The following is a 25,533-nucleotide window of genomic DNA, read 5'->3' as shown; positions in this document are numbered from 1 at the left end:
TTACTCCACCACCTTGGGAACCGCGAAAAAGCCCTCGCGCGCGTCGGGGGCGTTCGACAGGATCTTGTCCTGCATATTCCCGTCGGTCACAACATCCTCGCGCCGCTTCAGCCGCATCGGCGTCACCGAGACCATCGGCTCGACCCCTTCGACGTCAACTTCGTTCAGCTGTTCGATGAACCCCAGGATCGTGTTAAATTCCGAGGCCAGCGCGGGCAACGCGTCATCCTCGACCTTGATCCGGGCCAGTTTGGCCACCTTGGCGGCGGTGCTTTGGTCAATCGACATGGGAAACCTCATATGCGTTACAGGGGCATTTACCCGTCTGATGCAGCAGTCGCAAGACCACTGAGCCACAGCGATTTGTCCAAAGCCCACGCGGTTGCCGCCAAGCCAAACAATTTTGAATACCCGCTATGCAAAAAAGTGAACGGATTAGTTCACTTTGACGATTGAAGCCGGCGCAAAAAGTTACTTTATGTACTGAACGAAACAGTTCAGTCCGGAGAAAAATCATGAAACGCATGTTGATTGCTGTGTCCGTTGTTCTGACAACCGCTGCCGCGCCGGCCCTCGCGCTGGGGGTTCCCATGGGCGACCTGACACCGACGCTGACCTTCCCCGATCAGCACCCCTCGGATCAGGTGAGCCAGGAGAAATCCTCGCTCCGCAACTAACCCTACCGCTTCCCTGTTGGATCGGGCCGGTTCTCCCCCCTTTTTCCGCCCCGATCCTGCACCTGCCCTCGTGGCGCCGCCGGCCCTGAATGGGTCGGCGCTTTTTTGTTGAAGCACGGTGCTCTATCGTTCATTCACTCAAGAGTTTCAGGTCAGCATGACCGAATGTCCCGAGGTGCCGTTGCCAAAGCAGGAGATGCCATGACAGAGCGCAAGCAGAAGGTTCTGGATGCAATTGATACGGCCAATTCGGCCGATCCCACCCAGGAAGACGGCCGCCCCGCCGCGCTGCTTTATGGCGAACGGATGAGCGCTGAGTTGGATCGACTGTTCCCCGACGCCTCCGAGCCGTTGCAGATCGCCGCCCGCGGCCAGCATGTCGAGCGCTGGAAGCTGGCCCGCTCGGAATACCCTGAAGGGCGCGCGGGTTATCTGGCCTGGCGCAAGGCCCAGGCCGAGCATCACGCGCAGGTCGTGGCCGAGTTGATGTCCGAGGCCGGTTACGATCAGGCCGAGATCGACGCCGCCCGTCGCATGTTGCGCAAACAGGGCATCAAGCGCGACAACGACGTTCAGGCGCTGGAGGACGTGATCTGCTTTGTTTTTTTGAAATGGTATTTTGCGCCCTTCGCCACGAAACACTCGGACGAAAAGATCCAGCGCATCGTCGAAAAGACCGCCCGCAAGATGTCGGCCGAGGCGCGCCGACGCGTGCTGGACGAGTTCGACCTACCCGAAGACTTGGCCAGCGCCTTCAAGGATTGACGGGTCATGACTGATGACATGCAGCTGTTGATCGACCTGCACCTGCCCAACGACCGGCAAGGCCCCGGCAGCGACGCGGCAACGCAACTGGCGCTGACGCTGGCGGGCGTACAAGCCGATCCCGGACTGAAGATCGCCGATATTGGCTGCGGAACCGGCTCGGCGGCCTTCTGCCTTGCGCGCCATCTGGGCGCATCGGTGACGGCAGTGGATTTCCTGCCGGAGTTTCTGGCCGAGTTAAACAGGCGTGCGCAGGGCTTGGGTCTGGCGGCCCGCATTCACACCCTTGAGGCGTCAATGGAGAACCTGCCCTTCGACGATGCCAGCCTTGACGTGATCTGGTCGGAAGGCGCGATCTACAACATGGGGTTCGAGAACGGTTTGAAAGCCTGGCGTCGGTTCCTGAGACCCGGCGGGGTCCTGGCAGTGTCCGAGCTGACCTGGCTGACCGATCGACGCCCCGAACCGCTGACAAGGCACTGGGATGAGGCCTATCCCGAAGTTGCAACCGCCGGAGAGAAGATCCGCCAGATCGAGACCGCTGGCTATGAACCAGTCGGCTATTTCCCGCTGGGCACCGACTGCTGGATGGAGAACTACTATCTCCCCCTTCAGCGCAGCTTCCCCGCCTTTCTCGACCGGCATGGCCAATCCGAGCAGGCCAAAGCCATTGTCGATGCGGAACAGGCCGAGATCACTTTGTATGAAACCTATTCCGACTTTGTCAGCTATGGGTTCTACGTGGCGCGGCGACTGCCGGACTGACCGCATCCGTCATGGCCCGGCGGTAAACCTCGATCATACAGCCCAGCATGGTGGCGTTCAGGAGGTGCCACATGAAATGCGTTCCCATCGGGATGCGGGCGCAAAGCGGAGCATCGAGCGCACGGAAGGTGATCGACGCGATCAGGATCGCAGCCCCGACCGCCAGGCCCCGGGCCAATTGCGGCCTGCGCACGCGAAAAAGATACGCATAGATCAGGATCAGCAACGGCACCGGAGCATATGCGGACGACCCGCCCAGCCCGGGAACCAGTTGAAACAGCGGAATGGTTAACGCCGCATAGGGAATGAACAAGGCCGTCAGCCCCACCGCCTTCGGCGTGGATAGCCGCCAGATGTCCCGGTTCACAGCGAAGATATAGACCAGGATGAACAGCAAAATCGGCGTCGTATCCGCCAAAGCGGCCCAGACCTGCGCATGGGTATGAAACAGATAGCTGCCAATACCGATCACCGCCAGAATGGCGACCAGCAGGTTGGCCAAGGGCAGACCCTGCCCCCGCACCCGCCGCCACATCACCCATGCCGCCAGCAGAAAGGCCGCGTTGGTCACGGCGTTTACGGGTTCGGCCCAATAGGCCGGCGACAAGCGCTCGCAATAGCCGTCGATTTCTCGCATCCAGTCCATGGATTTTTATATAGCCGATGCTAGGCTGACCCTGAACCGGTTTCAGGAGGGTCTTTCATGAAAATCATCTGGTTGGGGCATGGCAGCTTTCGAATTCACGCGGCGGGACAGGTCCTGCTGATCGACCCCTGGCTGAGCGGCAACCCGATGCTGCCCGAGGATCAGCACGAGGCCGTCGTCCAAGGCGCCACGCATATCCTGCTGACCCACACGCATTTCGACCACGTCGCCGACGTTCTGCCGCTGGCCAAACGCCTGAATATTCCCGTGGTGGGCCAATACGACGTCATGGCCCATTGGGCCGAGGCCGAAGGGATCGAGACCATCGGCTTTAACAAGGGCGGCCGGGTCGACCTGAACGGGGTCAAGGTCGACATGGTGCCGGCCTCGCACAGCTCGACTTTCGCCACACCCGATGGCCCGCGCGCCGGTGGGTCCGAGGTGGGGTTCATCCTGTCGGCTGATGGTCACACGGTCTATGTCTCGGGTGACACCACGATCATGGCCGACATGGAGTGGATCGGCGACTATTACAAACCCGATATCGGCATCCTGTCGGCGGGCGGATATTTCACGATGGATATGAAAGCCGCCGCCTATGCCGCCCGGCGGTATTTTGACTTCAAGACGGTGATCCCCTGCCACTACCGGACTTTTCCGATCCTGGAACAATCCGCCAAGGACCTGGCGGATGGGCTGCCGGGCGTGACCGTCATCGAACCCGAGGTCCTGCAGGAGATCGAGCTTTGACACCCGCGCTGGCCTTCTCGGCGGAAGAATACGCGGCGCGGCTGGCCAAGACCCGGTCCGCGATGGCCCAGCATGGTGTCGAGACCCTGCTGGTTGCGGACCCGTCGAACATGGCCTGGCTGACGGGCTATGACGGCTGGAGCTTCTACGTCCCGCAGATGGTGATCGTGCCGCGCGACGGCGCACCTCTGTGGTGGGGCCGGACGCAGGACAAGCCCGGCGCGGCGCAGACCACCTGGCTGGACCCCGCCGACCTGTTCGACTGGCCCGAAGAACATGTGCAGCACCCCGACCATCACCCAGTCGAGTCGCTGGCATCGCTGCTGCGCGCGCGCGGCTGGACGACCCATCTGGGTGTCGAGATGGACAATTATTACTACTCGGCCGCCAGCCACCGGATCCTTGAGACCGCGTTCGGCCGCGATGCGCTGATCGACGCGACGGGGTTGGTCAACTGGCAGCGTGCGGTCAAGAGCGAGGCCGAGATCGCCTTGATGCGCAAGGCCGGGCAGTTGACCGCGCATATGCACGCGGTGCTGCGCGACGGGTTCCGCGCCGGGGTTCCCAAGAACGTGCTTGTGGCCGAGGTTCAGGCGGCGGGCATCGCCGGGCTGCCGGGTCTTGCGGGCGACTATCCCGCGATTGCGCCCATCGCGCCCTCGGGAGCCGAGGCCTCGGCCTCGCACATCACTTGGAACGACCGTCCGCTGAAACCGGGCGAGGCGACCTATTTCGAAATCTCGGGCTGCCATCGCCGTTATCACTGCCCGGCCAGCCGCAGCCTGTTTCTGGGTGACCCACCCGCCGATATCCGGCGCGCGGAAACCGCGATCCTGACCGCGATTGAGGACACGTTGGCCGCCGCCCGCCCCGGCGCCACCTGCGAAGAGATCGCCGCCTGCGTCTATGACAGCTTTGCCCGGGCCGGCTATGTCAAAGGCAATCGCACGGGCTATCCGGTGGGCCTGAGCTATCCGCCCGATTGGGGTGAGCGCACCATGAGCCTGCGCCCCGGCGACAGCACCGTTCTGCAGGACAACTTGACCTTTCACCTGATGCCGGGTCTGTGGACCCCCGATTGGGGGCTGGCCATCACCGAAACCTTCGTGGTCACGCCGACGGGCGGGCAACCCTTGGCAGACATACCCCGCGAACTGGTCGTGAAACCGGCCTGAGCGCGCCTCAGCCCTTGGGCCCGCCGCCACCGCGCTGCGCGGCAAAGAAATCGCGCAGCAACCGGGCGCAGTCCTCGGCCGCGATGCCGTCATAGACGTCCGGCCTGTGATGGGCCTGAGGGTGCGAGAACACCCGCGCCCCATGCGCCACGCCGCCCGATTTCGGATCGGCGGCCCCGTAGTAGATCCGCCGGATTCGCGCCGCCGCCAGCGCCGCGGCGCACATGGCGCAGGGCTCCAGCGTGACATACAGGTCATGCCCCGTCAGCCGCTCGGACCCGACGGCCCGGCAGGCGGCGCGCAGGGCCAGAATCTCGGCATGCGCGGTCGGGTCGTGCAACTCGCGCGTACGGTTGCCGTCAGCCGCGATGATCCGCCCGTCGGGCGCCACGATCACCGCGCCCACCGGAACCTCGCCCCGATCACCTGCCGCGCGCGCCTGTTCCAGCGCCTTGTCCATATGCGTTCTGAAGACCATGCCCCTGACTGCCCCAGAAACCCACCTTTCGCAAGCCGCGCCGATGCGCTATGCGCAAGGCATGAGTAACACCCCTCCTCCCGGCGACCGGATCGCCAAAGTGCTGGCCCGCGCCGGCATCGCCTCGCGCCGCGAGGCCGAACGCATGATCGAAGCCGGCCGCGTGACCGTGAACGGCAAGACCATCGACAGCCCGGCGCTGAACGTCACGCCCAGCGACAAGATCACCGTCGACGGCAAGCCCGTGGCCGAGCCAGAACCCGCGCGTCTGTGGCTGTATCACAAGCCAACCGGCCTTGTGACCACGAACCGCGACGAAAAAGGCCGCCCAACGATCTTCGACAACCTGCCCGAGGACATGCCCCGCGTCATGAGCGTCGGCCGGCTGGACCTGAATTCCGAGGGCCTGCTGCTGCTGACCAATGACGGGGGCATCAAGCGCAAGCTTGAATTGCCCTCGACCGGCTGGCTTCGCAAATACCGGGTGCGGATCAACGGCCGCCCCAAGGACGAGGATTTCGCCCCCCTGCGCCAGGGCCTTGTGATCGAGGGCGAAAGGTTCCAGCCCATGACCGTGTCGCTGGACCGCCAGCAAGGTGCGAATGCATGGCTGACGATCGGACTGCGCGAGGGCAAGAACCGGGAAATCCGCCGCGCGATCGAAGACATCGGCTTTACCGTGAACCGGCTGTTGCGCGTGTCCTACGGGCCGTTCCAGCTGGGCGATCTCAAACCCGGCGAGGTCGAGGAAATCCGCCGCCGCGTTCTGCGCGACCAGCTGGGCCTGGAACCCGAAACCCCACCGGCTGCTGCGAAACGCCCAAGCCGCCCTCAAAGATCCCGCAGGCCGGTCGGCAAGAAATCACGCAATTGACGCGGGTTATCGAACCTTCCCCCTAGCGCCAAGCCCATTGATCCCCTAGGTTTTCAAGGGGACAACCGCAGTTGGAGGACGTCATGTCCGGGACCGGAGTGCAAAAAATGGCCTACGCGGCCCTGCTGGTGCTGTTGTTCGGCGTCTGCACCGGTTGGCTTGGGGGGCTCTGACGCCATGGCCAAGCGATACGGCGGAAAGTTCAGCCCCGACGGCCAGTCCGACACCGACGCGCCCGCCCCGCGCGGGCAATACGATGGTGCCCGGGTGAACCCGGTCGGCGCACGCGCCAATGTCCTGTTCGTTCCGGCGATCCCTCTGGTCTTTTTGTCGCTCAACGACGGCGCGATCGGGATGACCCTGGGATTGCTCGCCGCCGGCATTCTGACCGCTGCAGCCTTTCTGCTGCGTGAAGGGCTGAAAGCCGAAGATGCCTACAACGCGCGCCGCACCGCGCGCCGCCCAGCCTTTCCCCGCAAGATCTTCTCGTCCGTTTTGACCGGGCTTGGGGTGGGTCTGGCCGCCTATCGCAACGACTATCTGGATGCAGAGGCCGCCAGCCAGGTCAGCCTCCTGGCGCCGGTCTTGTTCGGCGGCGTGGCCACGGCCCTGCATTCCGTCGCCTTCGGGCTCGACCCGATGAAGAACAAGGGCATGGAGGGTGTGGACACCTATCAACAGGACCGGGTCGCCCGCGTAGTCGAAGATGCCGAAGCGCATCTGAACCAAATGACGGATGCCATCAAACGGGCCGGCGACCGCAGGATCGAAGCCCGGGTCGAGCGGTTCCAAACTACCGCCCGCGACCTGTTCCGTACGGTCGAGGAAGACCCGCGCGATCTGGCCGGTGCCCGCAAATACCTGACCGTCTATCTGCAGGGCGCCCGCGATGCGACGATCAAGTTTGCCGATGTCTATGCGCGCACCCGCGACCCTCAGGCTCTGTCCGATTACTCGGCGCTGCTGGACGACCTCGAGCAGAATTTTTCGGCCCGCACCCGAAAGATGCTATTGGATGACCGCAGTGATCTGACGGTCGAAATCGACGTGCTGCGCGAAAGGCTGCAGCGCGAAGGCGTCCGGCTCGACTGACCGGCCAAACCAAGAACAGGGAAGCTTCTCATGTCTGACGAAATCAAGAAAAAGGCGGCCGAGGCCGAAACGCTGGTTCAGGAAGTTGCAGCCGTCTCATTGCCCGAGCCGAGTTCCGAGATCGTGCCGTTGGAAGAAGCGGACGAACCGGTGGGTGCCGAAATCCGCAAGCGCATGTCTGAAATCGACATGGGCGACACCAACTCGATCGTTGCTTTTGGCTCGGCGGCGCAAGCCGAGCTGCAGGAAATCAGCCAGGCCATGCTGGCCGACGTGCGCAACAAGGATGTCGGCCCCGCCGGCGACAGCCTTCGCGACATCGTCACCACGATCCGCGGCTTTTCCGTGTCTGAACTGGACGTGCGCCGCGAGCGCAGCTGGTGGGAGAAACTGCTGGGCCGCGCCGCGCCTTTCGCAAAGTTCACCGCGCGCTACGAAGAGGTGCAGGATCAGATCGACCGGATCACCGACAACCTTCTGTCGCACGAGCACACGCTGCTGAAGGACATCAAGTCGCTGGACCTGCTGTATGAAAAGACGCTGGATTTCTATGATGAACTGGCGTTGTACATCGCCGCCGGTGAAGAGAAGCTGACCGAACTTGACAGCCATGACATCCCCGAGAAAGAGGCCGAGGTGAAGGCCGCCCCAGAAGATCAGCAGGTGATGAAGGCGCAGGAACTGCGCGACCTGCGGGCCGCCCGCGACGATCTGGAACGGCGCGTGCATGACCTGAAGCTGACGCGGCAGGTGACGATGCAATCGCTGCCCTCGATCCGGCTGGTTCAGGAAAACGACAAGTCGCTGGTGACCAAGATCAACTCGACTTTGGTGAACACCGTGCCGCTGTGGGAAACCCAGCTGGCGCAGGCGGTCACCATCCAGCGCAGCGCCGAGGCCGCCGCCGCCGTACGCGACGCCAACGATCTGACGAACGAGTTGCTGACCTCGAACGCCGCGAATCTGCGCCAGTCGAACAAGATGATCCGCGAGGAAATGGAGCGCGGCGTGTTCGACATCGAAGCCGTCAAGAAGGCCAACGAGGATCTGATCGGCACGATCAATGAAAGCCTCGCCATCGCTGACGAAGGCAAGGCGAAACGGGCCGCCGCAGAAGAAGAGCTGAAGAAGATGGAAGCCGAGCTGCGGGACACCTTGGCTTCGGCCAAGGCCCGGAAAGACGGGCTGGGCGACACGGCCGGAACCGCCGTTCCGGGCTGAGGAGAGATCGCAGGTGCGGCTTCGGAGATTTCTAGGGCACGGGTTGGGGGCAGCTGCATTGCTGATCTTGGCCAATTGCGATGACGCGCTCGAGTCCTCGATTGCCCCGCAGGCGCGCCCGTCCCAGCCGCAGTTGGCCAATGCTTATGTCGAACCTTCGGCCGCAAGCCGGGATCTGGCGCGTTATTATCAGCGCGTCGAGCGCGACCTGTTGACCCGAGGTCTGATGCGTACAGACGGTGGCGGGCCGGACACCCCGTTTGATGCGGATGATTTGGCCCGGAATTTCGAAGCCATCGCGTTCTACAGCGAGTATCCCGGCGCCGCCGTATCTGGCAGCAGCCAACGTACCAGCGGAAGGCTAAGCCGCTGGTCTGGCCCAGTCCGAATACAGGCAGAGTTCGGGCCGTCAGTATCGCCAGACCAACGTGCGGCCGACAAGGCACAGATCCGGGCCTATACCGAACGCATGTCGTCCTTGACTGGCCACCCGATCTCGACCGTAACCAGAAACGCGAACTTCCATGTCTTCGTCGCCGGCGATGACGATACGGAATTCGTGCAAACGCGACTGCGCCAGTTGTTTCCCAATATCGGGCAGGCTCAGTTGAACCTGTTTCAGGATTTACCGCGCTCGTTCTATTGCTTCGTCTTTGCCTCGGCGTCGAACGGGGCACCGAACACCTACACTGGTGCGGTTGCGTTGGTACGGGCCGAGCACCCCGACTTGATGCGGCTGAGCTGCATCCATGAGGAAATCGCCCAGGGGCTGGGCCTGCCCAATGACAGCCCACGGGCGCGGCCGTCGATCTTCAATGATGACGACGAATTCGCCCTGCTGACCAGCCATGACGAAAAGCTGCTGACGATGTTGTATGATCCGCGCCTGAAACCCGGCATGACCGCGCAAGAGGCCGCGCCGGTGGTACGGATCATCGCCCGTGAATTGATGGGGCAGTCGCTCTGACCCCGATGACAGGAGAACCCAGATGGGAATTTTCGATTTTCTGACCGGAGAATTCATTGATGTCATTCATTGGGTGGACGACACCCGCGACACGATGGTCTGGCGGTTCGAGCGCGAAGGCCACGAGATCAAGTATGGCGCCAAGCTGACCGTGCGCGAGGGCCAGGCGGCCGTATTCGTGCACGAAGGCCAGCTGGCCGACGTGTTCACGCCCGGCCTCTACATGCTTGAGACTAACAACATGCCGATCATGACGACGCTGCAGCACTGGGATCACGGGTTCCAGTCGCCGTTCAAGTCCGAGATCTACTTCGTCAACACGACCCGGTTCAACGACCTGAAATGGGGCACCAAGAACCCGATCATGCTGCGCGACCCGGAATTCGGCCCGACCCGGATCCGCGCCTATGGCACCTACACGATCCGGGTCAAGGACCCGGCCCGTTTCCTGGTCGAGATCGTCGGCACCGATGGCGAGTTCACCATGGACGAGATCAGCTTTCAGATCCGCAACATCATCGTGCAGGAATTCAGCCGGGTCATCGCAGGCTCGGGCATTCCGGTTCTGGACATGGCCGCCAACACCGCCGATCTGGGCAAGCTGATCGCAGCCGAGGTCTCGCCCGTGCTGGACGGCTACGGCCTCGAGATGCCGGAATTCTACATCGAGAACATCTCGCTGCCGCCGGCGGTCGAGGCGGCGCTGGACAAGCGTACCTCGATGGGGCTGGCGGGGGATCTGGGCAAATTCACCCAGTATTCAGCGGCCGAGGCGATGACGGCGGCCGCCAGCAACCCAAGCGGTGGCGGTGGCATGGGTGCCGGCCTTGGTATGGGCATGGGGATGGCGATGGCGAACCAGATGTCGAACATGGCAGCGGGTCAGCCGTCTGGCCCGTGGGGCGCGCCCGCGCCCGCTGCCCCACAACCATTAGCGCATGCGGCCCCGCCGCCCCCGCCGCCGGTCGAGCATGTTTGGCATATCGCGGTGGACGGTCAGACCAGCGGCCCGTTCTCGAAGGCCAAGATGGGCCGTATGGCCAGCGACGGAGAAATTACGCGGGAAACTTTCGTGTGGACCCCCGGTCAGGACGGATGGAAGAAAGCGGGCGAGGTGCAGGAACTCGCGCAGCTGTTCACGATCCTGCCGCCTCCGCCGCCCGGGGCGTGAGGCATCGGCATGCCCGCATCGCGGAAACGCTCGAAGACAGGCGGGCGCAAAGCGCCGCAGCCGCCGCAATTCATCTGCCCGTGCTGCGGGTATGTCACCCTGGCCGAGCGCGGGGCCTACCTGATCTGCGCGATCTGCTTTTGGGAGGACGAGGACATTCTGTACGACAAGAACCCCCGCGATCCCTCTGCCGCCAATCACGGCCTGACGCTGGCCGAGGCGCGCGAGAATTTCCGGGCAATCGGGGCCTGCGTGGCGGCGATGCTGCCGCATGTCCTGCCTGAGGAGCAGCGCGCAGCCTATCTTCACTTTCCCCTCGACACGTGACCACCCATGACACAGCCCCCTGCTCCGCCACCCGGTTCTGCGGAACATCGTTTTCCATGTGACAATTGCGGCGCGGACTATCGGTTCGACCCACAATCCGGCACGCTGACCTGTGACCATTGCGGCCATTCCGAACCGATAGGGGCTGGTCCCTGGGGCGGTGCCAGCCTGCGCGAACTGGACTTTGACACCGCCATCGCCGACCGCCTGCCCGACAGCGAGATCGAAGAGACGCGGGTTCTGACCTGCCCCAATTGCGCGGCCCAGGTCGAGTTCGACCCCAACACTCACGCGGCGGAATGCCCGTTCTGCGCCACTCCAGTGGTGACCGATACCGGCGTCAACCGGCACATCAAGCCGCGCGGCGTACTGCCCTTTGCGCTGGACGAACGCGCCGCACACAAGGCCATGAGCGACTGGCTGGGGCGGCTGTGGTTCGCGCCGAACGGGCTCAAAGACTATGCCCGCAAAGGCCGCAGGATGCAGGGCATCTATGTGCCCTACTGGACCTTCGACGCCGACACGAAATCGACCTATCGCGGCGAACGGGGCGTGGTCTATTACGAAACCCGGACGGTGATGCGTGACGGCAAGCGCGTGCAGCAGCAGGTGCCCAAGGTGCGCTGGACGCCGAAATCCGGTCGGGTGGCCCGGTTCTTTGACGACGTTCTGGTGCTGGCCTCGCAATCTCTGCCCAAATCCTACACCGACGCGCTGCAACCTTGGGACCTGCCCGCGCTCGAGCCCTATCAGCCCGAATACCTGGCCGGATTCCGGGCCGAGGCTTATACGGTCGATCTGCAGCAAGGTTATCAGGAAGCCCGCGGCCACATGGCCCGGGTGATCGAGCGTGACGTCCGTTTTGACATCGGCGGCGACCGGCAGCGCATCCATGCGATCGAAACCGACATCCGCGACGTGACCTTCAAGCACATCCTGCTGCCGGTCTGGATGGCCGCGTACAAGTATCGCGGCCAGACCTATCGCTTTGTCGTCAACGGTCGCACCGGTCAGGTGCAGGGCGAACGGCCTTGGTCGGCGATCAAGATCACGATTGCGGTGGTCCTGGGCCTGCTGGCGGCAGCCGGCATCGGGTATCTGGTGGCGACCGGACAGCAATGACCGCTGAGTTCCGCCGCCGAAAACTCTGCCGCGGAACCCCTTGAACATCCCCGGCTCCTCACCCATCCTGCCGTCGGCTGCCCCGGAGGAGAGGACGACGTGACCCTGGCCGATCTGAACACGCTTCTGACCGCGCGCCATTCCTGCCGCGCCTTCCGGCCCGATCCGGTGCCGCGGGGTGACATCGAACAGATCCTGACCAGCGCCGCCCGGGTGCCCAGCTGGTGCAACGCGCAGCCCTGGCAGGTGGTCGTGACGAGCGGCGTGGAAACGGATGCGTTCCGCAGCGCCTTGCGGGCCGAAGCCGAGACCGGCCAGGCGCAGCCCGACCTGCCCTTTCCGACCGGCTATTCCGGCGTCTATCAGGACCGGCGCCGCGCGTGCGGATGGGCCCTGTACGAGGCAGTCGGCGTTGAGAAAGGTGACCGCGCCGGATCGGCCCGGCAGATGATGGAAAACTTCAACCTGTTCGGTGCCCCGCATTGCGCCATCCTGTCCAGCCCGGCGGAACTCGGCCCCTATGGCGCGATGGATTGCGGCGGGTTTGTCACGGCTTTCACCTTGGCGGCACAGGCCTTGGGAATCGCCACGATCCCACAGGCGGCGGTGGCCGCCTATGGGCCGTTCCTGCACCGCTATTTCAACATCCCCGATGACCGGCTGATCCTGTGTGCGATTTCCTTCGGCTATCCGGATGCCGATCATCCGGCCAACCAATTCCGGACCGAGCGCGCCATGCTGGACGAATTCGTCACTTGGCGTGGGGCGTCGGCCGAGTGAGCGAACTTTGAGAAAAACATGACATGCGCGCATTGATACAAAGGGTGTCCGAGGCATCGGTCTCGGTCGAGGGGGAAGTCATCGGCCAGTGCGGGCCGGGGCTGCTGGTGCTGGTATGCGCTATGCAGGGGGACGACGACTCGCACGCCGAGCAACTGGCGGCCAAGATTGCGAAGCTGCGGATCTTCAAGGATGACGCGGGCAAGATGAACCGGTCGGTGTTGGATATCGGCGGCTCGGCCCTTGTGGTCAGCCAGTTCACCTTGGCCGCCGACACGTCGCGCGGCAACCGGCCCGGATTTGCGGCGGCGGCCGATCCAGCAACCGGCGAACGCCTGTACGAACACTTTGCCCGCGCGCTGGCCGCGCTTGGCGTTCCGACCGAAACCGGGTCTTTCGGTGCGGATATGGCGGTGTCCCTGGTCAATGACGGCCCGGTCACGATCTGGATGGACATGTGATGACGATGCAGGATCAGGCGATCGCGATCTGGAAGGCTGGCGTTGCCGCCGTTGACGGCTATGGCGCGGTCAAGGCGGCACTGCCTGATATTCCGCGCCCCGATCGGATTCTGGCGGTGGGCAAGGCCGCGGCGGCGATGATGAACGCGGCGCAGGATCATTTCGGCAGAACACCGGGCCTTGTGGTCACGAAAGACGGCCATGCCGAAGGGCTGCCGTCACATCTGCAGATCATCGAAGCCTCTCACCCCGTGCCCGATGCCCGCAGCCTGAAGGGTGGCCAGGCCCTGCGCGCGGCTGTTCAGGCCATGGAGCCTGGCACGCATCTGTTGCTGCTGGTCTCGGGCGGTGCGTCTTCGCTGGCCGAGGATCTTGTGCCGGGGGCCACCCTCGAAGATCTGGCGCGGCTGAACGCGCAGCTGCTGTCCGAGGGGCTGGACATCACCGCCATGAACGCCCGCCGGCGCAAGATTTCGCGGATCAAGGGCGGCGGTCTGCTGACCGGTTTCGGCGGAGCGCGCGCGACGGTCCTGGCCATTTCGGACGTGCCGGGGGACGACATCGGCGTCATCGGATCGGGCATCGGCGCCTTGCCCAACGCCCCGCAATTCGAAGCGAGTGTCGAAATCATTGCCTCGAACGCCCATGCGCGCTGCGCCGCAGCCGACGCGGCACGTGCCGCCGGTCTGGACGTTTTGGTTGAGGAAGAGGCCCTGCACGACGACTATCTGTCCGTCGCCGCAGATATCGGCGCGCGGCTGCGTCAGATGCCGCCGGGCGCGATGATCTTTGGCGGAGAGCCGACGGTCGTCCTGCCCGAAAACCCGGGCCGAGGCGGGCGCAACCAGGCGCTGGCACTGGCGTTGGCGCGCGAGATTCAAGGATGCGAGGGGCTGTGTGTCGTGGTCGGTGGAACCGACGGCACCGACGGGCCGACTGATGCGGCCGGCGGTGTCGTGACCGGCGCGACATGGGCCGATGGGGCGGACCAAGCCTTGCGCGAGGCCGATGCGGGGACGTTCCTTGACCGGGTCGGTGCTCTGCTGGTGACCGGCCCCACGGGAACCAATGTCATGGATCTGCTTGTCGCAACGAAGGAATGAATTGACGCTTTTCCTCGCACAACATCCGCCGATGCGCCTGAGACTAGGCACATGACTCAGGCGAAGAACTCACTGGCCGAGATCGAAGACGTTCCGGATCAGGGCATCATTCTGTCGGACGGCTGCCGTCTGTCGGCGCGGATCTGGCGTCCTGTCGATGCGGCGCAGCGCCCGGTGCCCGCCATTTTGGAATACCTGCCTTATCGCAAGCGCGACGGCACGACGGCGCGCGATGCCCTGACCCATCCCTGGTTTGCCAAACGGGGTTACGCCTGCATCCGCGTCGACATGCGCGGCAACGGCGACAGCCAGGGACTGATGGAGGATGAATACACCCAGCAGGAACTGGACGACGCCGTCGAGGTGATCGAGTGGCTAGCCCAACAGCCATGGTGCAGCGGCGCAGTCGGGATGATGGGGATCAGTTGGGGCGGCTTCAACGCGCTGCAGGTGGCGGCGCTGCAGCCCGCACCCTTGAAGGCCATCATCACCTTGTGTTCGACCGCCGACCGTTATGCCGATGACATCCACTACAAGGGCGGCTGCCTGTTGAACGAGAACCTGGGCTGGGGGGCGACCATGTGGTCGTACTCGTCCCGCCCGCCCGACCCCGCGTTGCGTGACGACTGGCGCGAGATGTGGTTGCAGCGGTTGAAGGCAGAACCCTTCCTGCCCTCGGTCTGGCTGCGGCACCAGACCCGCGATGCCTATTGGCGGCATGGGTCTGTCTGCGAAGACCCCGGAGCGATCCGGGCCGCGACACTGGCGGTGGGCGGCTGGGGCGATGCCTACAAGAACACGGTGCCCTGGCTGGTCGAAAACCTGACTGCGCCGGTCAAGGGGATCGTCGGTCCCTGGGTGCACAAATACCCGCATTTTGCCGTCCCCGAACCTCGCATCGGCTTCCTGCAAGAGGCGCTGCGCTGGTGGGACCGATGGCTGAAGGACAAAGAGACCGGCGTCGAACAGGACCCGGCCTATCGCGCCTATCTGATGGATGGCGTGCGCCCGGCGCGCTGGTATGCCGAGCGCCCGGGTCGGTGGATCGCCGAGGATGCCGGCGCCACGCCCCACCTGCCGACGGTCACCCTTCCGCTTTCCGATGCCGGGCTGGGAGAGGACGGGCCCTTGGATACCAAAATCCGCTCGCCGCATCATTGCGGCATGGATGGCGGCGAATATTGCGCCATCTGGCTGGGTCCGGACATGCCGGGCGACCAGCGGGCAGATGACGCTCTGTCCTCCTGTTTCGACACGACCCCTCTGACCGCAGATCTGGACATTGTCGGTGCCCCGCGCCTGCGCTTGAAGCTGAGTGTCGACAAACCACAAGCCCAAATTGCCGTTCGGCTGAACCACATCCACCCCGACGGAGCTGCGACTCGGATCACCTATGGTGTACTGAATCTGACCCATACGGAGGGGCATTTGTCCCCCAAAACGTTGGTACCCGGACAGGTCTATGACATCGAGGTCGTGCTGGACCACATCGCCTACCGGGTTCCCGAGGGCCACCGCCTGCGCGTTGCCGTCTCAAGCGCCTATTGGCCGCTGATCTGGCCTTCGCCGGAAACAGCGGAGCTGCACCTGACAGGCGGCACGTTCACGATCCCCCAGCGCGACAGGTCGGATCGGGATGAATGGCAATTTGCCCCGCCCGATGCGGACTCTCCGTGGCAAGTTACCCAATTGCGAGAGGCGACCCATGCGCGGCGCGTCGAAACAGACATGACGACCGGCACCATCGATCTGGTCATCGAAGATGATTTCGGCCTGGTCGAAGACGCGGATCATGGTCTGGTCAGCGGCGGAACCGCTTTTGAACGGTGGTCCATCCATCCGGACGATCCGCTGAGCGCGCGCGGTCGCTGCGAATGGGTACAAGAGACCCGGCGCGACGGCATCCAACTGCGAACCGAGGCCAGTTGCGAGATGTGGTCGGACCGATCCAACTTTCATCTGCGCGCGACGCTTGATGCCTTTGAAAACGATGTGAAGATTTTTTCCAAAACCGTGGAGGACACCATACCTCGTGATCAGATGTGATTTTGCTGGTGGCACGTCCCCGAGATTTGACCTTGCCCGCCGCGACGAAATGCGCCAACGTTGACTCATGCGTCAATAAAAAGCCCGTAAAACGGGCACACAAAACACTCAACTGGGAGATATCCGAATGAACGAACAACTCACTCACATGGCCAGCCAGGTGACCGCCGGGAAACTGACCCGACGTGAATTCATGGGGAAGGCAGCCGCATTGGGTGTGTCGGCTGCCATGGCCAGCACCGTCTTCGCCGACGCGGCCCGCGCCGCCGGCGCCAAGAAAGGTGGCGATCTGAAACTGGGCCTGCAGGGCGGTGAATCCACGAACTCGCTGGACCCGGCCACCTATGCCAGCTCGGTTCCGTTCCAGAACGGCAAGCAGTTCGGCGACCAACTGGTCGAAGTCGCCCCCGACGGCACGATCGAGCCGCGCCTTGCCGAAAGCGTTGAAGGCAGCGCCGATGCCAAGGTGTGGACGTTCAAATTGCGTCAGGGGGTCGAGTTCCACAACGGCAAGACCATGACCAGCGAGGACGTGCTGAAAACGATGCAGCGCCACTCGAACGAAGATTCGAAGTCGGGCGCGTTGGGCATCATGAAGGGCATCGAGTCGATGAAGGCCGATGGCGAATATTTTCAGGTCACCCTGAACGAGCCGAACGCCGATCTTCCCTACCTGATGGCCGACTACCACCTGATCATCCAGCCGGACGGCGGAATGGACAACCCGGGCGCCGGTATCGGCACCGGTCCTTACAAGCTGGAAGCGGACGAACCCGGTGTGCGCCACCTGTTCTCCAAATTCGAAAACCACTGGAACCCGGATTTCGGCAACTTTGACAGCGTCGAAGTGGTGGTCATCAACGATGCCACGGCCCGGACGGCTGCGCTGCAGTCGGGTCAGGTTCACGCGATCAACCGGGTTGAGCCCAAGGTTGCCGACCTCTTGGGTCGTGCGCCCAACCTGACCGTACATTCCACGGCAGGACGCGGCCACTACGTGTTCATCATGCATTGTGACACGGCGCCGTTCGACAGCAACGAGCTGCGGACCGCTCTGAAATATGCGATCAACCGCGAAGAGCTGGTCGAGAAGGTACTGCGCGGCTATGGCTCGGTCGGGAACGACATGCCGATCAACGCAGCATACCCGCTGTTCGATGAGACGATCCCGCAGCGTGAGTTCAGCGTCGAAAAAGCCGCGGAACACTACAAGAAGTCCGGTCATGACGGGTCGCCCATCATTCTGCGTGTGGCCGACGGAGCCTTCCCCGGCGCCGTGGATGCCGCAGCCCTGTTCCAGCAGACCGCCCAGCAGGCCGGGATCCCGCTTGAGATAAAGCGCGAGCCGAATGATGGCTACTGGTCCGAAGTCTGGAACGTACAGCCGTTCTGCGCGTCCTACTGGGGCGGCCGTCCGGTGCAGGACCAGATGTACGCAACTGCCTATCTGTCCACCGCTGACTGGAACGACACCCGGTTCAAGGTCAAAGAGTTCGACGACCTGCTGTTTGCCGCGCGTGCCGAGCTGGATCCGGCAAAGCGCAAGGCCATCTACAGCCAGATGGGCATGATGGTCCGTGACCAGGGCGGCCTGATCTGCCCGATGTTCAACGACTTTGTCGAGGGCATCAGCAACCAGCTGGATGGCTGGGAGACTGATCCGACCCAAGAGATGATGAACGGCAACATGTCCCGCAAGATGTGGTTCGTCTAACTCGGATCGACAGGTATGCATCCTATCATCAAACTGGTTTCCCAGCGCCTGGCGCTGGGATTCCTCTTGCTGTTTGGCGCTTCGGCCCTGATTTTCGGGTTGACCGAGGCCCTACCCGGAGACGCCGCGCAAGCCGTCCTGGGGCAGTCCGCCACCCCTGAATCCCTTGCCAACCTCCGTGAGGAGATGGGGCTGAACCGTCCCGCCTTGACCCGGTATTTCGAATGGCTTGGCGGAATTGTCCAAGGTGACATGGGCACGTCCCTGACCAACAAGCTGGACATCGCCGAGTCGGTCAGCAACCGATTGGGCAATACGTTGTTTCTTGCCTTTTGGGCGGCCATCGTCTCGGTCCCCCTTGCAATTTTTCTTGGCCTCGTCGCGGTACGCTACCGCAACCGCTGGCCCGACAAGCTGATCTCAGCCGTTACCCTGACGACCATCTCGATCCCGGAATTCCTGATCGGCTATGTCCTCGTCTATTTCATCGCGGTCAAGCTGGGCATGTTCTCGCCGCTGGCGATGATCAATGACAGCATGTCTTTTTGGCAAAAGCTGAACTCGATCGCGCTGCCCGTCATCGTGCTGACCATGGTGGTTCTGGCGCATATGATGCGCATGACTCGCGCCGCAATTTTGAACGTGATGCAGTCGGCTTATGTCGAAACGGCCGAACTCAAGGGCCTGAGCAACTTCAAGGTCATCTGGCGCCATGCCTTCCCGAACGCCATCGCCCCCATCGTGAACGTGGTGATGCTGAACCTAGCCTATCTGGTCGTTGGCGTCGTCGTGGTCGAGGTGGTGTTCGTCTATCCCGGCATGGGACAGTATTTGGTGGACCATGTGACCAAGCGCGATGTGCCGGTGGTGCTGGCCTGCGGCGTCATCTTCGCCGCCATCTATATCGGGCTGAACATGGTTGCCGACATCGTCGCAATCCTGGCCAACCCAAGGCTGAGGCACCCGAAATGAAGAACATCCCAATCTCTGCAATGATCGGGCTGGCCTTCACCGCCCTGTATTTCATCATCGCCGTTTTTGCGCCCTTCCTGGCGCCCTACGGCATGGCCGAGGTGGTCGGCGACGTGTGGGAGCCCTCGAGTTCGGAATTCTGGCTGGGCACCGACAATATCGGCCGCGATCTTCTCAGCCGAATGATCTATGGCGGGCGCACCACGATCTTCATCGCCACCGCCGCCACCATCCTCAGCTTCGTCACCGGTTCGATCCTGGGCTTTCTGGCCGCCGTGCTGGGAGGCTGGGCCGATCAGGTGATGTCGCGGACCGTGGACCTGATCATGTCGATCCCGTCGCTGATCACCGCGCTGGTGGTTCTGGCCATGGTGCCGGTCACCATCCCGGTTCTGATCGTGGTCATGGGCCTGCTGGACGCCACCCGCGTCTATCGTCTGGCCCGGGCCGTTGCCGTTGACATCGAAGTCATGGACTATGTCGAGGCCGCCAAGCTGCGCGGTGAGGGCCGCGGCTGGATCATCTTCCGCGAGATCCTGCCCAACGCGCTGTCCCCGCTGGTGGCCGAACTGGGCCTGCGCTTCATCTTCATGGTGCTGTTCGTCTCGACCCTGTCGTTCCTGGGCCTGGGCGTTCAACCTCCGCTGGCCGATTGGGGCGGCATCGTGAAAGAAAACAAGGACGGCATCGTCTATGGCATCGGCGCGGCGCTGTACCCGGCGGTGGCCATCGCCACGCTGGCCATCTCGGTCAACCTGGTGGCCGACTGGATCCTGAACCGCACCACATCGCTGAAAGGAGGCCGGGGATGAGCGATACCCTTCTCAAGGTCCGTGACCTCAAGATCGGCGCAACCGTCTACCCGCCGGGCGAAAAGCCCCGCGACATCGAAATCGTGCACGGGGTCAGCTTTGACCTCGAGCGCGGCAAGGTGTTGGGGCTGATCGGGGAATCCGGTGCGGGCAAATCGACCATCGGGCTGGCATCGATGGCTTATGGCCGGGGCGGCGTTAAGATCACCGGCGGTGAGGTCTGGGTGAACGGGCGCGACATCCTCAAGACGTCGCTGTCGGATATCCGCAAACTGCGCGGCGGCGAGGTGACCTATGTGTCGCAATCGGCGGCGGCGTCCTTCAATCCCGCCAAGAAGATCATGGATCAGGTGGTCGAAGCCGCGGTCGAGCAGAAGAAGTTCAGCCGCAAAGAGGCCGAGGCCCGTGCGCGTGAGCTGTTCGCCAAGCTGGGCCTTCCCGACCCGGACAACATCGGCAACCGCTATCCGCACCAGGTCTCGGGCGGGCAGCTGCAGCGTTGCATGACGGCGCTGGCGCTGTGCCCCGAGCCGGATCTGGTGGTGTTCGACGAACCCACGACCGCGCTCGACGTGACCACCCAGATCGACGTCCTGATGGCGATCAAGGAAGCAATCCGCGACACCGGCGTGGCCGCGCTGTACATCACCCACGATCTGGCGGTCGTGGCGCAGGTCAGCGATGACATCATGGTGCTGCGCATGGGCGACACGGTCGAATACGGCACCACCGACCAGATCATCAACAACCCACAAGAAGAGTACACGCGGGCGCTGGTCTCGGTCCGTTCGATCGAACACGAGGAAAAACAGCCCACGCCCGAACCCGTGCTGCAGGTCGATGGCATCACGGCCCGTTACAAGGGGCTGAATTTCGACGTGCTGCACAACGTCAATGTCGAGGTACATCCGGGCCAGACGCTGGCGGTCGTGGGGGAATCGGGGTCGGGCAAGTCCACGCTGGCCCGGGTGATCACCGGCCTGCTGCCCCCGCGCGACGGCGAGATCACCTTTGCCGGGCGCAAGCTCAGCCCCGATCTGGGCGGACGCTCGCGCGAGGACCTGCGCGAGTTGCAGATGATCTACCAGATGGCCGATGTTGCGATGAACCCGCGCCAGACCGTGGGTACCATCATCGGCCGGCCGCTCGAGTTCTACTTCAACATGCGCGGCGCCGAGAAGCGCAAGCGCATCATCGAACTGTTGGACGAGATCGAATTGGGCGAAGGTTTCATCGACCGATACCCGGCCGAGCTGTCCGGCGGTCAAAAGCAGCGCGTGTGCATTGCCCGCGCGCTGGCAGCCAAACCCAAAATGATCATCTGTGACGAGGTCACCTCGGCGCTGGATCCTCTGGTGGCGGACGGCATTCTCAAGCTGTTGCTGGACCTACAGAAGATCGAGGACGTGGCCTATCTGTTCATCACCCATGACCTAGCGACGGTGCGCGCGATCAGTGACAGCATCGCCGTGATGTATCAGGGGCGCGTGGTGCGCTATGGACCCAAATCGCAGGTGCTGAGCCCGCCGTTCGACGACTATACCGACCTGCTGCTCAGCTCGGTACCCGAGATGCATCTGGGCTGGCTGGAAGAGGTCGTGGCCCACCGCAAGATGGAGAGCGCCGGCAACTGATGCCGCAGGCTGTTCACGCCGACAAAACACTCTGAAATCCCGACACTTTGTTTCTATCGAAGTGTCGGGATTTTCTCATTCCGGGCGGGAACAGGCAGCCTTGGCTGACCGAATCTCCTAGGGTGAGGCAAACAAGCCAACCAACACGAGGGCCATGCGATGGACCGCAAGCTTCTGCTCATCATTCTCGACGGGGTTCCCTGGCGCAATTTCCGCCGGCTATTCGGCAACCTCGAGGGCTGGGTCGACAGCGGCGAGGCGCGGGTTTGGAAGCTGCGTTCGGTGCTGCCTTCGATCTCGGCCAGCTGCTATGCCTCGATCCACACGGGCGTGACACCGCAGGAGCATGGCTGCACCGGAAACGGCAACGTGTTCCGTCTGGACCACAAGGACATCTTCAGCCAGGTGCGCGAGGCCGGCGGCGTGACCGGGGCCGTCACCCACAGCTTCTGGTCGCAGTTCTTCAACCGCCACCCTTTCGACTATGTGCGCGACATCGAATACGACGAACCGGACAGCGCCACCATCAACCACGGCCGCTTCCACTCGATGACGGGCTATGGCAAGGCCAACCAGATGACGCCGTCCGATGTCGACCTGTTCGCGACCCTGACCAACCTGTGCCTGCGGTTCGGGCTGGACTACGGCATTCTCCATACCTGTACGCTCGACAGCATGGGCCACCGCTTCTACCACGACTGTGAAGAGATGGATCACGCCTGCTTCGTCATGGACGAGATGCTGGCCCCTTTCATCCCCCGCTGGCGGCAGTTGGGATACGAGGTGATCGTGACCGCTGATCACGGCCAGGACGAGCGCGGCCACCACGGTGGGCGCAGCGCGCTGCAGCAGGAAACGGCGCTGTACTATTTCGGCGATGCCGAGGGCCCCGATGCGGAAACGGTCATTGACCAGCTGCAGTTGGCACCCACGATCCTGACCCGCATGGGCGCTCCGGTGGCCGAGACGATGAAGGCCAAGCCGTTCCTGCGCTGAGCGCCGTCAGTCGTAGTTCCACAACCCCTGCCCCAGCGCCTCGACCGCGATCGAGATCCGTTCGAAGCTGTCGGCGGCGCGGGTCACCGAATGGCGGGCGCGCAGGTAGCCATGCACGAGTCCGGCCTCGTTGATCCAATGCGCCTGCCCGCCGGCGGCGGTGATTTTGGCGCAGTACGCTGCTCCGTCATCACGCAGGGGATCGCATTCGGCGGTCACCACCACCGTCGGCGGCAGCCCGGAAAAGTCGGTATCATGCAGGGGTGCGAATGTTGGGTCATGTTCCGGGACGGCGCCGCCGCACCGGACTTTTTCATAGAACAGGACCTCGTCGCGCGTCAGCATCGGGGCGTGGGCGTGTTCGATATACGATCCCTGGTTCGGATCGCCACCCAAACCGGGATAGATCAGAACCTGCCCCAGGATGCTCCCGATGCGCCCGCGCGCGTGATGGGCGACGGCTGCGGCCAGGTTTCCGCCCGCGCTGTCCCCGGCCAGAACCAGCGGATCGCCGAATTCGGATTCCACCCAGTTCACCGCGGTCCAGCAATCCTGGAACTGCGCCGGATGAGCATGTTCAGGACACAGGCGGTAGTCGACCGCCACCACCCGATAGCCAGTTTGGGCGCACAGTTCGGCGCAGACGTCATCGTGGCTGTCCAGCCCGCCCACGACGAACCCGCCGCCATGCATGTAGACGACGGTTCGGGTTGGATCTCCGCAGGAATAGATGCGCACCCCGACCCCATCGGCCGAGCTGTCCCGCGTTTCGACGCCCTGTGGACGCGGCTGCCGAAACGCGCGGCACATGTCGTCATAGACGCGGCGCTGGTCCTCGATGGACCGATCCACCGCGTCTTCGGGATAGCTTTCGGCGGTGCGCCGGATGAACGCCCAGGTCTCCTCGTCGATCAGACGTTCATAGTCCATTGCCCCTCCGGATCAGTCGGCCCACTCCCACGGCCGGGTGAAGTTGCCCAGCACTTGGTTCACATCGTCCTCGGATGCGCCGTTCGCGTCAAGCTGTGCGACAAGGCCGCGCTTTTTGTCGTCGATGACCGACACGACTCGCGCCGCAACGCCGGCGGTTTCCAACGCCTGGTTGTAGACCCGCGTGATCGCCTGTTTTCGCAGTTCTGGCTTGAAGACCTTGCCCACCGCCGTCTTCGGCAGTTCGGGCAGGATGGTCATGTGCTTGGGATGCGCCGCGCGTTCGTGCACGTGCACCTTGCAGTATTCCAGCAGTTCTTCCTCGGTCACGCTGGCGCCTTCGACCAGTTCGACAAAGGCACAGGGAACCTCGCCCGCATGGGCGTCGGGCTGGCCGATGGCGCCGGCAAAGGCCACCGCGTCATGGCCCAGCAAGGCCTCTTCGATCTCGGCCGGGTCGATATTGTGGCCGCCGCGAATGATCAGATCCTTGGCCCGGCCCGTGATCCACAGATACCCGTCCGCATCGAACCGTCCCAGGTCGCCGGTGCGCAGGTACTTGTCGAAATAGTAGAGATCGACGTTTTTGTCCTCCTCGGTATAGGTGTTCCCGGCATAGACACCCGGGTTCGACACGCAGATTTCGCCCACTTCGTCCACCGCGCATTCCTTGGGCCCGTCGGGGCTGTCGCGCAGGATCTTGACGTCGGTGTACGGGAACGGAATCCCGATCGAGCCAATTTTCTTCTCGCCATCCACCGGGTTGCAGGACACCAGGCAGGTGGCCTCGGTCAGGCCATAACCTTCGACGATGGTCACACCGGTCGCTTTCTCGAACCGGCGGAACAGTTCGACCGGCAGCGGAGCCGAACCCGAGAAGGCCGTCTTGACGGTCGAGATGTCGGCATCCACCGGACGCTGCATCTTGGCCGAGATCGCCGTGGGCACGGTGATGATGAACGAAACTTTCCAACGTTCGATCAGCTTCCAGAAGTTGTCGAACACGCCGTCGCCGCGATAACCGGCGGGGGTCGGGAACACCACATGGGCGCCCGACGACACCGCCGCCATCACGATCACATGGCAGGCAAAGACGTGGAACATCGGCAGCGGGCACATGATCACGTCCTCTTCCGAGAACAGCAGCGTGTGGCCCAGCCACCCATTGTAGATCATGCCGGAATATTTGTGCTGCGCGACCTTGGGCATACCTGTGGTGCCGCCGGTATGGAAATAGCAGGCAACCCGGTCCTCTTTGCTGTCCTCGAAGGTCAGCGTGGTGGGTTGCTTCGCCAGTTCCTTGTTGAAATCCAGATAATCGGCGTGGGCCAGATGCTCTTTGTCGGCCATCTTGGGCCGGACCAAAGGCACGATCCACGATTTCGGCGGCGTCAGGTACCGGTTCAGGTCAATCTCCAACACGGTGTTGACACCCGGCGCGTGGCGCACGGCCTCGGCGACCTTCTGCGCGACGTCCGTTTTCGGGAATGGCTTCAGCGTGACCACGACCTTGGCCTTGGTCTCACGCAGGATCGACGCGATCTGCTCTGGCTCGAGCAGCGGGTTGATCGGGTTCACGATCCCGGCCACCGCGCCGCCCATCATGGTGACCAGCGTCTCGTTGCAGTTGGGCAGCACATAGGCCACCACGTCGTTTTCCTTGACCCCCAAAGAGCGGAACAGGTTGGCTGCCTGGTTCGTCTTGGTCAGCAGTTGCGACCATGTCAGGGTTTCGGCCTTGTCCTTGGGGCCGGACAGGATCTGGAAACTGATCGCGTTGCGATCCGGGAACTTGGCGGCCGTCCGCGAGAGCAGTTGATGGAACGTGACGGGGACGTCGCGGTCCTCCCACGGCATTTCCTGCTCCATTCTCAGTTTGTCTTCCTTGCCCACAAAGGCCATGTGGTTCCTCCCCTTTTTCACCCTGCATTTTTGCAGGCTGTCTTGCGTCCAAGATGTAAGCAAATGCAGCCCTGCGCAAGCGAGGGCTTACCCTCGGGCAAGGGGAAAAAGTAGAATGACGCTACGGCGGTTCGCGAAATGCCCGCGCGTCAC

The 25,533-nt window shown here is 63.2% G+C and carries 26 protein-coding genes; 21 read left to right on the top strand and 5 right to left on the bottom strand.

Annotated features, from left to right (window positions below; all coding sequences use genetic code 11):
* Positions 1-288, bottom strand: coding sequence for an Asp-tRNA(Asn)/Glu-tRNA(Gln) amidotransferase subunit GatC (gene gatC / locus ACR0JC_RS09205; RefSeq protein WP_005981734.1), 288 nt, complete (start codon positions 286-288; stop codon positions 1-3).
* Between the two features lie 227 nt (positions 289-515).
* Here gatC and ACR0JC_RS09200 point away from each other — a divergent pair, with 227 nt between their 5' ends.
* From ACR0JC_RS09200 to ACR0JC_RS09190, 3 genes are all read left to right on the top strand, one after another.
* Positions 516-677 carry a hypothetical protein gene (locus ACR0JC_RS09200; RefSeq protein ID WP_170340142.1) on the top strand — a complete coding sequence of 54 codons (162 nt, stop codon included), beginning with the start codon at positions 516-518 and terminating at the stop codon, positions 675-677.
* A gap of 201 nt (positions 678-878) precedes the next feature.
* A complete protein-coding gene (locus ACR0JC_RS09195) occupies positions 879-1,442 on the top strand; it encodes a DUF4202 domain-containing protein (protein WP_170340747.1) in 564 nt (187 codons plus the stop codon).
* A gap of 6 nt (positions 1,443-1,448) precedes the next feature.
* Positions 1,449-2,207: a class I SAM-dependent methyltransferase gene (locus ACR0JC_RS09190; protein ID WP_170340745.1), complete on the top strand. Its 759-nt coding sequence runs from the start codon at positions 1,449-1,451 to the stop codon at positions 2,205-2,207.
* On the opposite strand, the gene ACR0JC_RS09185 is transcribed toward ACR0JC_RS09190, so the two are convergent.
* A complete protein-coding gene (locus ACR0JC_RS09185) occupies positions 2,167-2,853 on the bottom strand; it encodes a ceramidase domain-containing protein (RefSeq protein WP_170340743.1) in 687 nt (228 codons plus the stop codon). The two genes, ACR0JC_RS09190 and ACR0JC_RS09185, sit on opposite strands and share 41 nt — an antisense overlap.
* 57 nt (positions 2,854-2,910) lie before the next feature.
* Between ACR0JC_RS09185 and ACR0JC_RS09180 the strand changes: the two genes are divergently transcribed.
* On the top strand, positions 2,911-3,603 hold the full coding sequence (locus tag ACR0JC_RS09180) for a metal-dependent hydrolase (protein ID WP_170340741.1): 693 nt from the start codon (positions 2,911-2,913) through the stop codon (positions 3,601-3,603).
* Entirely contained in the window at positions 3,600-4,778 is a 1,179-nt protein-coding gene (locus ACR0JC_RS09175; RefSeq protein WP_170340739.1) for a M24 family metallopeptidase, read from the top strand. The genes ACR0JC_RS09180 and ACR0JC_RS09175 overlap by 4 nt, the downstream gene beginning before the upstream one ends.
* A gap of 7 nt (positions 4,779-4,785) precedes the next feature.
* Here ACR0JC_RS09175 and ACR0JC_RS09170 read toward each other — a convergent pair whose 3' ends face one another.
* Complete coding sequence (locus ACR0JC_RS09170; protein ID WP_170340737.1) at positions 4,786-5,256, bottom strand: nucleoside deaminase; 471 nt, start codon at positions 5,254-5,256, stop codon at positions 4,786-4,788.
* A 61-nt stretch (positions 5,257-5,317) separates the two neighbouring features.
* On the opposite strand from ACR0JC_RS09170, the gene ACR0JC_RS09165 reads away from it, so the two are divergent.
* The 16 genes from ACR0JC_RS09165 (at position 5,318) to ACR0JC_RS09090 (ending at position 22,548) form a co-directional block, all read left to right on the top strand.
* On the top strand, positions 5,318-6,130 hold the full coding sequence (locus tag ACR0JC_RS09165; protein WP_437342835.1) for a pseudouridine synthase: 813 nt from the start codon (positions 5,318-5,320) through the stop codon (positions 6,128-6,130).
* Positions 6,131-6,307: 177 nt separating this feature from the next.
* A complete protein-coding gene (locus ACR0JC_RS09160) occupies positions 6,308-7,222 on the top strand; it encodes a 5-bromo-4-chloroindolyl phosphate hydrolysis family protein (protein WP_170340733.1) in 915 nt (304 codons plus the stop codon).
* A gap of 30 nt (positions 7,223-7,252) precedes the next feature.
* Complete coding sequence (locus tag ACR0JC_RS09155) at positions 7,253-8,443, top strand: toxic anion resistance protein (RefSeq protein ID WP_093964738.1); 1,191 nt, start codon at positions 7,253-7,255, stop codon at positions 8,441-8,443.
* Between the two features lie 13 nt (positions 8,444-8,456).
* Complete coding sequence (locus tag ACR0JC_RS09150) at positions 8,457-9,410, top strand: DUF2927 domain-containing protein (protein WP_170340731.1); 954 nt, start codon at positions 8,457-8,459, stop codon at positions 9,408-9,410.
* Positions 9,411-9,432: 22 nt separating this feature from the next.
* The gene (locus tag ACR0JC_RS09145; protein ID WP_170340729.1) at positions 9,433-10,581 is read left to right on the top strand and encodes an SPFH domain-containing protein; all 1,149 of its coding nucleotides are present in this window, start codon (positions 9,433-9,435) and stop codon (positions 10,579-10,581) included.
* Between the two features lie 9 nt (positions 10,582-10,590).
* A complete protein-coding gene (locus tag ACR0JC_RS09140) occupies positions 10,591-10,908 on the top strand; it encodes a CPCC family cysteine-rich protein (RefSeq protein ID WP_170340726.1) in 318 nt (105 codons plus the stop codon).
* Positions 10,909-10,914: 6 nt separating this feature from the next.
* On the top strand, positions 10,915-12,030 hold the full coding sequence (locus ACR0JC_RS09135) for a TFIIB-type zinc ribbon-containing protein (protein WP_170340724.1): 1,116 nt from the start codon (positions 10,915-10,917) through the stop codon (positions 12,028-12,030).
* Between the two features lie 99 nt (positions 12,031-12,129).
* Entirely contained in the window at positions 12,130-12,810 is a 681-nt protein-coding gene (locus ACR0JC_RS09130) for a nitroreductase (protein WP_170340721.1), read from the top strand.
* 23 nt (positions 12,811-12,833) lie between these two features.
* The gene (gene dtd, locus ACR0JC_RS09125) at positions 12,834-13,271 is read left to right on the top strand and encodes a D-aminoacyl-tRNA deacylase (RefSeq protein ID WP_170340719.1); all 438 of its coding nucleotides are present in this window, start codon (positions 12,834-12,836) and stop codon (positions 13,269-13,271) included.
* Complete coding sequence (locus ACR0JC_RS09120; RefSeq protein WP_170340717.1) at positions 13,271-14,374, top strand: glycerate kinase type-2 family protein; 1,104 nt, start codon at positions 13,271-13,273, stop codon at positions 14,372-14,374. Before dtd ends, ACR0JC_RS09120 begins: the two co-directional genes overlap by 1 nt.
* A gap of 51 nt (positions 14,375-14,425) precedes the next feature.
* On the top strand, positions 14,426-16,420 hold the full coding sequence (locus tag ACR0JC_RS09115) for a CocE/NonD family hydrolase (protein ID WP_170340713.1): 1,995 nt from the start codon (positions 14,426-14,428) through the stop codon (positions 16,418-16,420).
* A 127-nt stretch (positions 16,421-16,547) separates the two neighbouring features.
* On the top strand, positions 16,548-18,134 hold the full coding sequence (locus ACR0JC_RS09110; RefSeq protein ID WP_170340108.1) for an ABC transporter substrate-binding protein: 1,587 nt from the start codon (positions 16,548-16,550) through the stop codon (positions 18,132-18,134).
* Between the two features lie 15 nt (positions 18,135-18,149).
* Positions 18,150-19,106, top strand: a complete 957-nt coding sequence (locus ACR0JC_RS09105; RefSeq protein WP_170340107.1) for an ABC transporter permease — start codon at positions 18,150-18,152, stop codon at positions 19,104-19,106.
* On the top strand, positions 19,103-19,918 hold the full coding sequence (locus tag ACR0JC_RS09100; RefSeq protein ID WP_170340710.1) for an ABC transporter permease: 816 nt from the start codon (positions 19,103-19,105) through the stop codon (positions 19,916-19,918). The genes ACR0JC_RS09105 and ACR0JC_RS09100 overlap by 4 nt, the downstream gene beginning before the upstream one ends.
* Positions 19,915-21,552 (top strand): ABC transporter ATP-binding protein, encoded by a 1,638-nt coding sequence (locus ACR0JC_RS09095; RefSeq protein WP_170340708.1) that lies wholly within the window; start codon positions 19,915-19,917, stop codon positions 21,550-21,552. Before ACR0JC_RS09100 ends, ACR0JC_RS09095 begins: the two co-directional genes overlap by 4 nt.
* 159 nt (positions 21,553-21,711) lie before the next feature.
* Positions 21,712-22,548, top strand: a complete 837-nt coding sequence (locus ACR0JC_RS09090) for an alkaline phosphatase family protein (RefSeq protein ID WP_170340706.1) — start codon at positions 21,712-21,714, stop codon at positions 22,546-22,548.
* A 6-nt stretch (positions 22,549-22,554) separates the two neighbouring features.
* Here ACR0JC_RS09090 and ACR0JC_RS09085 read toward each other — a convergent pair whose 3' ends face one another.
* Positions 22,555-23,478 (bottom strand): alpha/beta hydrolase, encoded by a 924-nt coding sequence (locus ACR0JC_RS09085; protein ID WP_480763805.1) that lies wholly within the window; start codon positions 23,476-23,478, stop codon positions 22,555-22,557.
* 12 nt (positions 23,479-23,490) lie between these two features.
* Positions 23,491-25,380: an acyl-CoA synthetase gene (locus ACR0JC_RS09080; protein ID WP_170340702.1), complete on the bottom strand. Its 1,890-nt coding sequence runs from the start codon at positions 25,378-25,380 to the stop codon at positions 23,491-23,493.
* Positions 25,381-25,533: the final 153 nt, after the last annotated feature.

It is taken from the genome of Ruegeria sp. CH5, from assembly GCF_056537025.1.
This window is presented reverse-complemented; position numbering and strand designations above follow the sequence as displayed.